Here is a 12,581-nt window from a genome sequence, read left to right on the forward strand (position 1 = left end):
TAAAATATTTTTAAAAAAATTGTTTAAAACTACTTGCAAACGTTTTCGCCTTGTGATATACTTAAGACGTTTTAGGAAAACGTTTGTCTAAAACGGTTTCTAATTATTATCTTTTTTTATTCTTTAGGAGGAATAAATCATGAAACGTACAATTTTACGTAGTGCTGCTGTACTTGGTACAGTTGGTTTTGCCGGCTTCTTACTTGCTGCTTGTAGCAATAGCTCATCAGGTTCTTCTGATGCAAGTAAAGAAATCAACGTCTATGTAGACAAAGGCTACAAATCTTATGTTGAAGAAGCTGCAAAAGCTTTTGAAAAAGAAAATGGCGTAAAAGTTAAAATCAAAACTGGTGATGCTCTTGGTGGATTGGATAACCTTTCTCTTGATAACCAATCTAAAAAAGCTCCAGACGTAATGATGGCTCCATACGACCGTGTAGGTGGTCTTGGTAACGATGGTCAATTGGCTGAAGTTACATTAAACAAAGATAGCCATACAGATAAAACAACTGAAGCTCTTGTAACAAACGGTGGTAAAGTTTACGGTGCACCTGCTGTTATCGAAACTTTGGTTCTTTACTACAATAAAGACCTTGTAAGTGAAGCTCCAAAAACATTTGGTGACCTTGAAAATCTTGCAAAAGATAGCAAGTACGACTTCGCTAGCGAACCTGGTAAAAACACTGCTTTCTTAGCTGACTGGACAAACTTCTACTACGCTTACGGTTTGCTTTCAGGTAACGGCGGTTATGTATTTGGTAAAGACGGTACAGATCCTAAAGATCTTGGTTTGAACAATCAAGGTTCTGTCGATGGTATCGAATACGCGAAAACTTGGTATGCTAAATGGCCAAAAGGTTTGCAAGATACAAAAGGTGCTGCTAACTTCATCCAAACACAATTCCAAGAAGGTAAAACAGCTGCTATCATCGATGGTCCTTGGAAAGCTGCTTCATTGAAAGAAGCTAAAGTGAACTACGGTGTCGCAACAATTCCTACTCTTCCAAATGGAAAACAATATTCTGCCTTTGGTGGTGGTAAAGCTTGGGTTATCCCTGCAGGTGCGAAAAATCTTGATGGCGCTCAAAAATTCATTGACTTCTTGACAAGTACTGACCAACAAAAAGCTTTGTTTGACAAGACAAATGAAGTTCCTGCCAACACAGAAGCTCGTAAATATGCGGTTAGCAAAAACGATGAATTGACAACTGCCGTTGTTGATCAATTCAAGAACGCTCAACCAATGCCAAATATCTCAGAAATGAGCGCTGTTTGGGATCCAGCTGCTACTATGCTTTTCGATGCTGTAAGTGGTAAAAAATCAGCTAAGGCTGCTGCAGACGACGCAGTGAAATTGATTAAAGAAACCATCGAACAAAAATTTGGTAGCAAATAAGACAGTTTTTAGGTTTGAGTAAGAGGTTGGAGACAAGGTCCCAACCTCTTATGTTCAATTTTCAAGCACAACTCACTGTCGAAATTGTCTTCTTGCTCTCTGGCAAGGACATTATAAGGAGATTTGAATGACTATAGAACAAAATCCTAAAAAGGCTATGTGGCTCTCTTTGATCCCGGGTCTTGGGCAAATTTATAACAAACAAAAAACCAAAGGATATATTTTTCTTGCCGTAACTGTTCTCTTTCTCGCCTATTTCCTAGGAATCGGAGCTGGTGAATTAGCGAAATTGGTTACACTTGGAACCGTCCGCGGACAAGATAATTCCCTCTTTATCTTGATTCGTGGGGCCTTCCACTTGATCATTACCATTGTTTACTTCCTATTTTATGCCTTAAACATTAAGGATGCAGGAACCGTTGCAAAACGCATCAACAATGGTATTGCCGTTCCAAAAACTGGAAAAGAAATGGTTCAAGCAATCTATGAAAATGGCTTCCCATATTTATTGATCATTCCTTCATACATTGCCATGACCTTTGCGATCATCTTCCCAGTTTTAGTAACTTTGATGATCGCCTTTACAAACTACGACTTCAAACATACTGCACCAACAACCTTGCTGGATTGGATCGGTTTCCAAAACTTCACTAATATGTGGACCTTGAGTACCTTCCGTTCAGCCTTCACATCGGTTCTTGGCTGGACCTTGATTTGGGCCCTCGCAGCATCAACTCTTCAAATTGTATTGGGTATTTTGACAGCCATTGTGGCCAACCAACCTTTCGTAAAAGGCAAACGGATCTTTGGAGTTATCTTCTTGCTTCCTTGGGCTGTGCCAGCCTTCATCACTATCCTAACTTTCTCAAATATGTTTAATGATAGTGTCGGTGCCATCAATGCGCAAGTTATCCCATTGTTTGCGAAAATTTTCCCATTCTTAGATGGCCTCTTGATTCCTTGGAAGACTGATCCTACTTGGACAAAAATCGCTTTGATTATGATGCAAGGTTGGCTCGGTTTCCCTTACATCTATGTCTTGACTTTAGGGATTCTTCAATCGATTCCAAACGATCTTTACGAAGCTGCTTATATTGATGGTGCCAACGGTTGGCAAAAATTCCGTAGCATTACTTTCCCAATGATTATGGCTGTTGCAGCTCCAACTTTGATCAGTCAATATACCTTCAACTTCAATAACTTCTCCATCATTTACTTGTTTAACGATGGGGGACCTGGTTCTGTCGGAGGAAATGCCGGCTCTACAGATATCTTGATCTCATGGATCTACAAGTTGACAACCAATACTTCTCCTCAATATTCAATGGCTGCAGCGGTAACCTTGATTATCTCTGTGATTGTGATCTCAATCTCTATGATTGCCTTCAAGAAACTACATGCATTTGATATGGAGGATGTATAAAATGAAAAATTCAGTTCAATTTAAACGCCGCCTCAATCATTTCTTGACTTACCTGTACATGGTGGTTCTTTCAATCGTTATCATCTATCCATTGTTGATTACAATTCTATCCGCCTTCAAATCAGGGAATGTCAGTGCCTTTACACTTGATTTTAGTGGCAATCTTAGTTTTGATAACTTCTCAAAACTTTTCTCTGAAACTCATTATGGCACTTGGTATATGAACACCTTGGTTATCGCCATTATCACCATGGTTGTACAAACAAGTATCGTTACCTTCGCAGGTTACGCTTACAGCCGTTACAATTTCCTGGCGCGTAAACAAAGTTTGGTCTTCTTCTTGATTATCCAAATGGTTCCAACCATGGCAGCCCTCACAGCCTTCTTCGTTATGGCTTTGATGTTGAATGCCTTGAACCAACCTTGGTTCTTGATCTTCCTTTATGTAGGTGGTGGTATTCCAATGAATGCTTGGTTGATGAAGGGTTACTTCGATACGGTTCCAATTTCCCTCGATGAATCTGCGAAATTGGATGGTGCAGGACACTTCCGTCGCTTCTGGCAAATCGTCCTCCCACTTGTTCGTCCAATGATTGCCGTTCAAGCACTTTGGGCTTTCATGGGGCCTTTCGGAGACTATATCTTGTCTAAATTCTTGCTTCGTGACGAAGTGAACTATACGGTAGCCGTTGGTCTTCAAACCTTTATCAGTGACCAAAAAGATCAAAAAATCGCCTTCTTTGCAGCCGGTGCTATTTTGATCGCGGTTCCAATCTGTATCTTATTCTTCTTCCTACAAAAGAACTTTGTTTCAGGCTTGACAGCCGGTGGGGATAAAGGATAAAATAGAACCTTATTTCAAACACATTTTATTTTTAAGTTGAGGGTAGTATGGTGGATGCTTTACTACCCTTCGTTAAGAATAAAATCAATCAAAGAAATTTCTCTTTACATTTCTGATTCCCTTATGTTTAGAAAGGTCATCTTATGCCCTATCCTTTTAATTATTTCGCAAGTATCTTCAATTTCCGCTCTTCTTTTGCAAACCGCAAAAAACTGAGCTGGTTCCAAATGATTTTTACTTCTTTCTTTCTAATCTCTATCACACTAGTACCTGTGGCTCTGCAAAATGCTCAACTCAAAACCTATCCTTTGACAACCTTTGTCAGCGATGTGTTTGATCCTTTATCAGCAGACGTCATGAAAGATATCCAAGAACACGTCGTGATCAAAGACCAAGAGCTCACCTATACAGGAACTAACCCTGTACACAAGAATTCAAAAGGACAGGTTATCTTGGGCCAAGAAGCAAAGGCTAGCAAAAGCAAGGAGTTAACACTCCATTTTGATCGCAAACAATTGATCATCTCAAAAGAGAATAAAGAACTCGCTACAGTCTCCTACCAGGCGATTAATCAAGAGAGCCTTCGGGATAAAAAAAGCTTCACTCAAGCTATCTCTAGCGATTGGTTCCGCGACAATCGACTTCCGGTTAGTCTCTTTCTCATTATTTTCTCTGGCTTCTTATCGACAGTTAACTATCTGATTCTCATACTAGGGGCCTCTTTCTTCCTCTACTTGACACGAAAATCGAAACTCTTTTCGCTACAAACTTTCAAGGAATGTTTCAATTGTATTCTGAATTGCTTGGGGCTCCCTATTTTACTAAGTGTCCTCGTCAGTTTACTATTCCATCAAGTATTTACTACGACGATCATGATCCAAAATGTCTTATTTGTACTCTATCTTGCCATTGTATTTTATAAGACCCACTTCCGTGATCCTGACTATCACCGCTAGGAGGTTTTTTCATGCGTGTTACCATTAAAGATGTGGCGAAACTTGCTGGCGTTGCGCCTTCTACTGTCACGCGCGTCATCCAAAATAAATCCACGATTAGTGATGAAACAAAAAAACGAGTCCGTAAGGCCATGGTCGAGCTGGACTATCATCCAAATCTTAACGCTCGCAGTCTCGTCAGCCAATCTAGTCAAGTCATTGCTTTGGTACTTCCAATCGATAGTGATGTTTTCTACCAGAATCCTTTCTTTCCAACTGTTTTAAGAGGGATTACCCAGATTGCTTTAGACAATGATTATGCCATCCAAATCTGTACAGGTCAAAATGAAGAGCGACGACTCGACAACCTCAAACAACTCATCTATGGAAATCGTGTAGATGGTTTGATTTTCCTTTATTCTAACCCGGATGATCCTCTTGTTGACTTTGCGATCAAAGATAAGTTCCCTTTCCTCATCCTTGGAAAAGCAACTTCTCCTTTTGTATCGCTTGTCGATAATGACAATATTAAGGCCGCATTTGATGCAACGGATTATTTCATTCGACAAAACTACCGGAAAATTGCTTTTATCGGGGGAAACAAAGAACTATTTGTATCTCAAGACCGTTACCAAGGTTATAAAGAAGCCCTTGACAAAGCAGGTATCCCTCTGGACAAAAAACTGGTTCATTTTTCATTTGGTTTTATGTTAGAAGATAATTCTTATCAATTGATGGAGAGTCTTCCCTTAGCAGAACTAGATGCCATTATGACAACCGATATTCTTGTTGCCGAAGGTGTTCGCCAGTATTTGCAAGAGCACCAGCTGACGATCCCGATTATTTCCTTTGATTCGATCAAACCACGCCTAGATATTGAAGCCTATATTGATATCAATGCGGTGGAACTTGGACGCGAATCTGTTCGAACGATACTTCAAATTATCAAGGATAACAAGGAAGGAAAAACTGTCTGCTACCGTCAATTGATCGACCACACCATTACGAAACTTTAGGAGTCTTTATGTCTACATTTACTGCTTATTTAGATGACCAAGACCTCATTCGTATCCAAAAGGGAGAGGAGCATATCCTTCCTTTTTATTTGAAAACGAACCAAGGTCATCTTGCCTTAATCCCTGTCAAAACGTCAAGTGCAGCGACTGACACAGGAGACTATTTCTTAAGCCCTATTCCACTTGAACTCGGAGAAGAGTACACCATCTACGATGCTACAGGAAATTCTTCTATACTCCACTATCGAAACATCGTTCGCAAACCCATTTTCGATCAAACCTTTACCTATACTGGAGAGGATTTAGGAAGTTTTTACACACCAAATCAGACGCAATTTAAATTTTGGGCACCCATTTCGCAAGATGTGACCCTTCATATCGAAGAACAAGTCTATCCGATGCATCGTACAGAAAATGGAGTCTGGGAACTTTTGCTTAAAGGGGAATGGGAAGGAGCTGCCTACCACTATGAGTTCCGTGTCAATGGCCTAGAACGTCGGATCCACGATCCCTATGCTCTATCCTCTTTAGCAAACTCTGGAGATAGCTTAGTCGTCGACCGCAAGAAGATCACACGTCCTATCACACGTGCTGCTCGTCAACTAGACCCGACAGAAGCAATCATCTACGAGATGAGCGTTCGGGACTTCTCTGTCCAAAAAGAGGCCGGCTTTAAACACCCTGGTAAGTTTAAAGGGTTGACAGAATCGCCTCAACTCAATGGTCAAATCCTGGGATTTGATTACCTTCAAAAACTTGGCATTACCCATGTACAGTTACTTCCTGTCTATGATTTCGGTAGTGTTGATGAAGAGAATCAATGGAAAGCCTACAACTGGGGTTATGATCCTGTCCAATACAATGTTCCAGAAGGTAGTTATGCTAGTGATCCCAACGATCCTTACGCACGGATTTGGGAGCTCCAAGATGCTATTGCAACCTATCACCAATCTAATCTTAGTGTTATCATGGATGTGGTCTACAATCACGTCTACCAGGCCGATGAGTATGCATTTGAACAAATCGTACCCGGTTATTTCTACCGCTATAATGCAGAAGGAGAGCGAACCAATGGAACCTTCTGTGGGAATGATGTCGCAAGTGAACGTTCCATGGTAAGACACTATATCAAGCAATCCCTCAAGCAATGGGTTTCCCTCTACGGCTTTGATGGTTTTCGCTTTGACTTGATGGGAATCTTAGACATTCAAACCATGACAGAGATTGCAGAGGAGCTCCGTGAAATCTATCCTAACGTCTATCTCTATGGCGAAGGGTGGAAGATGGATACAGGCCTCTCTGAAGACCAGCTCGCTCACCAGTACAACTCAAAACGACTACCAGATTTTGGCTTTTTCAGTGATAATTTCCGGGATACGGTCAAGAAAACACTCTTAGCCGGTCACCGTCGTGATAGTCAACATCCAACCAATGATTTTTCTAATATCCTAACAGCAAATGTCGGGAAAGTAGGACCTGCTCATTTCATCCAACCTCAACAAGCCATTCAGTACGTCGAATGCCATGACAATGCAACTGTTTTTGATTATTTCCAACTTGAAAAAGAAGAGATTCGTCTAGAGGAGCGAAAAGCTCTCTCACGCCTCGCTCTTCATTTGGTATTATTATCCCAAGGTGTACCTTTTATCCATGCTGGTCAAGAATGTTACCGCATAAAAGGGCTCGAAGACAACACCTATAACTTGCCAGATAGTCTCAACCAATTGGACTGGACATCCCTTTCAAAATGCCAAGAAGAACTTGCTTTTCTTAAAGAATTGATTGCTTACCGTAAATCGCAACCTCTCCTTCGTTTGAAAAAAGGACAAGAGATTCGAGATTACTGTGATGTCAAATGGTTGTCTGATTATCATTTTATCTACACGATTGAAAAAAATCGTGAAAAAATAACGATTCTCGTTAATATCGGTGATCAGGACATGACCTATCAACATCCGAGCGATAGTCAACTGCTATTTGCCTATCCTCATGCAAATCTCCAAACGCCTATTCCTAAAGGGAAGGAACTTTCTATTTCCGCCCATAGTTGGCTCCTTCTCCGAGAAGCTGAATAAACAAAATAAGGTCACCACAATGTGGGACCTTATTTTTATTCTTCTGTTTCCACAAAGCGTCCAATGATATGAACGTTTTCTGAAATGGTGATAAAAGCCTGAGGATCAGCTTTTTTCATAATATATTTGAATTCATTAAACTCTGCACGCGTAATAACTGTCAGCAAAACCGCTTTTTCTTGATGGTTATAGGTGCCTTCTGCATTGTGGATAATGGTCGCTCCACGATGCAATTTTTTATGAATCTTTTCAATAATAGCATCCGGCTGGCTCGTTACAATCATGGCCTGCATCCGTTTTTGCTTGGTAAAGACAGCATCCGTTACTCGACTCGATACGAAGATGGTAATCATAGAGTAAAGAGCATACTTCCAACCAAAGGTCAAACCTGCAATCAACATAATGGTCCCATTGACCAAAAAGGAGATGCTGCCGACATTCTTTCCTGTCTGTTTTCGAATCGTCAAACTGACAATATCTGTCCCTCCACTAGAAATATTATTCCGAAGGGCAAAACCAATCCCTGTCCCCATGACAACCCCACCAAACAAGGCATTCATGATCGGATCGTTGGTTAAAGTAACCACTGGTACGAACTGAATAAAGAGGGAACTCATCGAAACTGTAATAAAGGTAAAGATGGTAAATTTATGGCCAATTTGATACCAAGCCACAATCATCAAAGGGATGTTGATGGCATAAAAGGTCAACGAAACCGGAATCGTAAAGCCGATAAAGCGTTGGCTCAAGACAGATAAAATCTGAGCTAGCCCTGTTGCACCGCTGGAGTATACATGGCCTGGTTGAAAGAAGAAGTTGACAGCAATTGCTGATAGAAATCCATACAGCAAGGAAGCTGACACTTTTTCATCGTATTTCTCACGGGAGATGCTCTTCAGCACGCGCAATAATTTAATGTTATAAGCTAGTCGCCACACATGATAGCGAAATAGCTTATGAAAGCGAGTTTTTTTCATTTTCAATCCATCGATTAGAAGAAAAGGAAAACCTTAGAGCAACTGATTCCTAGACTTTCCTTTTTCTATCTTGTCCTATTCTTGCTCTGCCACTTCTACTTGAAGGTTTAACTCATCCAATTGTTTCTCAGAAACAACAGAAGGAGCTTGTGTCATTGGATCTGTCGCCTTGTTATTCTTAGGAAAGGCAATGACTTCCCGAATATTGTCTTCACCTGCAAGAAGCATCACGAAGCGGTCCAGGCCAATCGCCAATCCTCCATGTGGTGGGAAACCGTAATCCATTGCTTCCAACAAGAACCCAAATTGTTCATTAGCAGCTTCTTTTGTAAATCCAAGCGCCTTGAACATCCGTTCTTGTAAATCTTTATGATTAATCCGTAGGCTTCCTCCACCTAATTCATAGCCATTTAAGACGATATCATAGGCAATCGCCCGAACTTTTGAAAGATCGCCTTCCAATTCATGCTCTGTTTCAGCTTGTGGAAGTGTAAATGGATGGTGAGCAGACATATAACGGCCTTCTTCTTCAGACCATTCAAACATTGGCCAATCCACTACCCAAAGGAAGTTGAATTGATTGTTGTCAATCAATTCAAGCTCTTTCGCAAGACGAACACGCAAAGCACCAAGTGTTGCATTGGCTACTTCAAGAGTATCTGCTACAAAGAGAACTAGATCTTTGTCTTCTAATTGTAAAGCAACTGTCAAGTCACTTGTCAAGTCTGTCAAGAACTTCGCAACAGGACCGTTCAAGGCACCTTCAGCATATTTCACCCAAGCAAGACCTTTCGCACCGTATTGCTTCGCAACTTCTGTCAATTTATCGATGTCTTTACGAGAGTAATGATCCGCTGCACCTTTGACAACGATCGCCTTAACTGCTGGAGCTTCTGAAAAGACTTTGAAGTCTACACCCTTGACAAGCTCTGTCAAGTCTTGAAGCAACATTTCAAAACGTGTGTCTGGTTTATCTGAACCATACAAGGCCATGGCATCATCATAATTCATCCGTGGGAATGGAAGTGTTACCTCAATTCCCTTGGTTTCTTTCATGACACGTGCAATCAAGCCTTCTGTGATATCTTGGATTTCTTGATCACTCAAGAAAGAGGTTTCCAAGTCGACCTGTGTAAACTCAGGTTGACGGTCTCCCCGTAAATCCTCATCCCGGAAACACTTCACGATTTGATAATAGCGGTCAAATCCAGCATTCATCAACAATTGTTTTGTAATCTGAGGACTTTGTGGAAGGGCATAGAAATGGCCTTTGTTGACACGAGAAGGAACCAAGTAGTCACGTGCTCCTTCTGGAGTTGACTTAGAAAGGAACGGTGTTTCCACATCAATAAACTCTAATTCATCTAAGTAATTGCGGATTGAATGAGTTACTTTTGCACGGAGTTTGAGGTTTTCCAACATCTCAGGACGACGAAGGTCTAAGTAGCGGTAACGAAGACGAGTATCATCATTAGCTTCAATTCCGTCCTTGATTTCAAATGGCGTTGTTTTGGCAGTATTAAGAACCGTAATAGCCTCTACCTTGAGTTCTACTGCTCCAGTTGGCAAGTTCGGATTTGCTTGTTCACGAGCTTCCACAAGACCTGTCACTTCTACAACATATTCACTGCGGATGCTTTCAGCTGTGGCCATCACTTCTGCACTAACTGTTTCTGGATTGATCACCAATTGCATGATTCCTTCGCGGTCGCGTAAATCAATAAAGATCAAACCACCCAAGTCACGACGACGGCTAACCCATCCTTTCAAGGTAATATGAGTTCCAATGTGTTCTTCACGAACACGTCCAGCATACATTGAACGTTTCATTTCTAATTAATCTCCAAACTAATTTTCTTCCTTCTATTTTACCATAAAGACCAGCAGAAAGTGGCCTTTAGCTCAACTTTTTCAGTTAGCAACTTCTTTAGTTATCGTGGCCAACTTCTTCCTTCTTTTTGGGATCATCATAGAGAGTGGGGGCTATCACCTTCATTAAAGTCGCTGTCCCAAATCTCAAGACAGCTGCTGCTAGTCCAAAAATAGGGGATAAGTAACGGAAAAAGAAATCTCCCCTAAGTGCGTAGGTCATGCCACCCACAATAAAAAAGATAACAATCCCCTGAACAATTGCGTAAAACCAAATTTTTTTCACACTATTTCTCCTTTTCACATGCTAGCTGACTTATCCACTGTTTTTCATCACTTATCCACAAAAATGTGGATAACTTTTACCTATTTCCCCCTTAAAAGAGGAAGGATCATCAGCATCAGGACTTGTTTTCATCCATTTACAAGCAAGTTTCCCACAACCTGTGGATAACTATCTTGCTTACTTGTGACTTTCCGTCCCTTTCCTCACAAATCAAGGAGCCAGGATTCGATCCTGCCCCCTTTGATCAAGCATTATTTAAATTCGTCTGGTGTTCCTTTATATTGGGCCCAATCTTTACTGAAGAAGCGATCATTTAGATGGTAAGTTGGTGCTTTTTCAGCCTTTGTGACAAAGGGATTGACCGCTTTATCAAAGGCTAGCCAACCATTCCATCCCATATGAATCGTATCTTCCATAAAGTAGGGCTGATCTCCATCTTTAGAAAAGTCTGCAATATTTGTGAATCCTTGACTTTCCAATTGGTAACGAATCTTTTGAACAGCCTGTTCATACTTTTCTTGGCTCAAGCCTGTGTATTTCATCCATTTGGCATTGACTGGAGGAATCACAAAGATGACATTGGTCCGAGATTTAGCAAACTGGTCTAGAACCAACTGCAAGTCATTGTACTCTGGAGATTGAACATAGGATTCGTTCTTTTGGAAACCTTTTAGTTTCTTCAATTTCATTTTTAAACGAGTATTGTAAAAATGATTGCTGATTCCAAGGTCGTTATTATTGGTTTTGACTTTTGCTTCAGCCGTTGCAATTTCCTCCAATTTCTCATATGAAAATTGGTCTGGCAAATCTTGTAAACGTTTTTTGACCTTCTTATCGTAATTCCCGTTTGTACGAGTTGCAAGATTACTAAATAAGGCATCTTCGCGCTGGACAAGATGGGAAACAAGCTGGTTTAAAGACTGATCAAATCCTGAAATTTTCTTTCCTTGAGAAATGTTCGTCACAACACTTTGAAAGGCGACATTTGGATACTGTTGCAACAGACGCTTCGCGGCATACTGGGATGCCGCATCCTGTTGGTAATTGGCAATAAAGCTGTTCAACTGATCGCTATTAAAGAATTGTTGAAAGGCAGAGGAATCATAGCCCTTCTTGGTAAACCATTGTGGAGAAACCACATAAACAGCTGTATTGTCCTTGAGTTCTGGCAAAATCTGTTGCATTCCAAAATACTGGTTCAAAGAAGCCGCACCACGTTCTCCTAAAAAGTAGGGTCTGTAATTACGGTCATATTTTTCAGCCAAAACTGCTGGATGCACCACATCAAAACGCAACCATTCACTTGATCCGAAATAAGGAACAAAGCGATGCCGAGGATCCGAAAGTGCTTCTTGCTTCTTTGTACGACTCTTGAAGCCTTCTGCATTTAGACTAACCGCAGCTTTTTTCTCTTCGGTATAGTTGTGCTTATGATTGATTGGATAAAAGAATAATAAAGCTGTTACCATGAGGAGCGCGCAAAATACGGGCCCTAAAATCAGCCACAAACGCTTAAGCATTCTGAAGCTCCGTTACACCTTCTACGATCTTGTTAGCAGTGTTCCAATCATCACGTCCAAATTCAGATACAGGAACACGGATGCCAAAGCGGTTTTCCAATTCCACGATCAATTCAACTGTTCCCATACTATCAAGAACACCCGCATCAAAGAGATCCTCATCCATCATGTCTGAGACATCTTCCATAAACAATTCGTCAATAATTTCAATTACTTGTGATTTTACATCCATTTTTCTAT

At 40.8% G+C, this 12,581-nt stretch carries 11 protein-coding genes; 6 read left to right on the forward strand and 5 right to left on the reverse strand.

What is annotated here, in order from left to right:
• Positions 1-139: 139 nt before the first annotated feature.
• From ACVC7Q_RS07290 to pulA, 6 genes are all read left to right on the forward strand, one after another.
• Complete coding sequence (locus ACVC7Q_RS07290; RefSeq protein WP_447265394.1) at positions 140-1,396, forward strand: extracellular solute-binding protein; 1,257 nt, start codon at positions 140-142, stop codon at positions 1,394-1,396.
• A 127-nt stretch (positions 1,397-1,523) separates the two neighbouring features.
• Positions 1,524-2,819, forward strand: a complete 1,296-nt coding sequence (locus ACVC7Q_RS07295; RefSeq protein ID WP_447265395.1) for an ABC transporter permease subunit — start codon at positions 1,524-1,526, stop codon at positions 2,817-2,819.
• 1 nt (position 2,820) lies between these two features.
• Positions 2,821-3,663, forward strand: coding sequence for a sugar ABC transporter permease (locus ACVC7Q_RS07300; protein ID WP_447265396.1), 843 nt, complete (start codon positions 2,821-2,823; stop codon positions 3,661-3,663).
• A gap of 143 nt (positions 3,664-3,806) precedes the next feature.
• Positions 3,807-4,619 carry a DUF1189 domain-containing protein gene (locus tag ACVC7Q_RS07305; protein WP_447265397.1) on the forward strand — a complete coding sequence of 271 codons (813 nt, stop codon included), beginning with the start codon at positions 3,807-3,809 and terminating at the stop codon, positions 4,617-4,619.
• An 11-nt stretch (positions 4,620-4,630) separates the two neighbouring features.
• Complete coding sequence (locus ACVC7Q_RS07310) at positions 4,631-5,614, forward strand: LacI family DNA-binding transcriptional regulator (protein WP_447265398.1); 984 nt, start codon at positions 4,631-4,633, stop codon at positions 5,612-5,614.
• A gap of 8 nt (positions 5,615-5,622) precedes the next feature.
• Entirely contained in the window at positions 5,623-7,689 is a 2,067-nt protein-coding gene (gene pulA / locus ACVC7Q_RS07315) for a type I pullulanase (protein ID WP_447265399.1), read from the forward strand.
• 35 nt (positions 7,690-7,724) lie between these two features.
• On the opposite strand, the gene ACVC7Q_RS07320 is transcribed toward pulA, so the two are convergent.
• From ACVC7Q_RS07320 to dltC, 5 genes are all read right to left on the reverse strand, one after another.
• A complete protein-coding gene (locus ACVC7Q_RS07320) occupies positions 7,725-8,666 on the reverse strand; it encodes a YitT family protein (RefSeq protein ID WP_447265400.1) in 942 nt (313 codons plus the stop codon).
• Positions 8,667-8,741: 75 nt separating this feature from the next.
• Positions 8,742-10,496: an aspartate--tRNA ligase gene (gene aspS / locus ACVC7Q_RS07325; RefSeq protein ID WP_447265401.1), complete on the reverse strand. Its 1,755-nt coding sequence runs from the start codon at positions 10,494-10,496 to the stop codon at positions 8,742-8,744.
• A 97-nt stretch (positions 10,497-10,593) separates the two neighbouring features.
• A complete protein-coding gene (locus ACVC7Q_RS07330) occupies positions 10,594-10,821 on the reverse strand; it encodes a hypothetical protein (protein ID WP_045760041.1) in 228 nt (75 codons plus the stop codon).
• Between the two features lie 251 nt (positions 10,822-11,072).
• On the reverse strand, positions 11,073-12,341 hold the full coding sequence (gene dltD, locus ACVC7Q_RS07335) for a D-alanyl-lipoteichoic acid biosynthesis protein DltD (protein WP_447265402.1): 1,269 nt from the start codon (positions 12,339-12,341) through the stop codon (positions 11,073-11,075).
• Positions 12,334-12,573, reverse strand: a complete 240-nt coding sequence (gene dltC / locus ACVC7Q_RS07340) for a D-alanine--poly(phosphoribitol) ligase subunit DltC (RefSeq protein WP_003002265.1) — start codon at positions 12,571-12,573, stop codon at positions 12,334-12,336. Before dltC ends, dltD begins: the two co-directional genes overlap by 8 nt.
• Positions 12,574-12,581 lie beyond the last annotated feature (8 nt).

The organism is Streptococcus sp. W151 (assembly GCF_053010205.1).

Excerpts from the sequence above, each read along its gene's own strand:
- ACVC7Q_RS07300 (WP_447265396.1), top strand. The coding sequence starts at position 2,821 with ATGAAAAATTCAGTTCAATTTAAACGCCGCCTCAATCATTTCTTGACT.
- ACVC7Q_RS07310 (WP_447265398.1), top strand. The coding sequence starts at position 4,631 with ATGCGTGTTACCATTAAAGATGTGGCGAAACTTGCTGGCGTTGCGCCT.
- dltD (WP_447265402.1), bottom strand. The coding sequence starts at position 12,341 with ATGCTTAAGCGTTTGTGGCTGATTTTAGGGCCCGTATTTTGCGCGCTC.
- dltC (WP_003002265.1), bottom strand. The coding sequence starts at position 12,573 with ATGGATGTAAAATCACAAGTAATTGAAATTATTGACGAATTGTTTATG.
- ACVC7Q_RS07290 (WP_447265394.1), top strand. The coding sequence starts at position 140 with ATGAAACGTACAATTTTACGTAGTGCTGCTGTACTTGGTACAGTTGGT.
- ACVC7Q_RS07320 (WP_447265400.1), bottom strand. The coding sequence starts at position 8,666 with ATGAAAAAAACTCGCTTTCATAAGCTATTTCGCTATCATGTGTGGCGA.
- ACVC7Q_RS07295 (WP_447265395.1), top strand. The coding sequence starts at position 1,524 with ATGACTATAGAACAAAATCCTAAAAAGGCTATGTGGCTCTCTTTGATC.
- ACVC7Q_RS07305 (WP_447265397.1), top strand. The coding sequence starts at position 3,807 with ATGCCCTATCCTTTTAATTATTTCGCAAGTATCTTCAATTTCCGCTCT.
- pulA (WP_447265399.1), top strand. The coding sequence starts at position 5,623 with ATGTCTACATTTACTGCTTATTTAGATGACCAAGACCTCATTCGTATC.
- aspS (WP_447265401.1), bottom strand. The coding sequence starts at position 10,496 with ATGAAACGTTCAATGTATGCTGGACGTGTTCGTGAAGAACACATTGGA.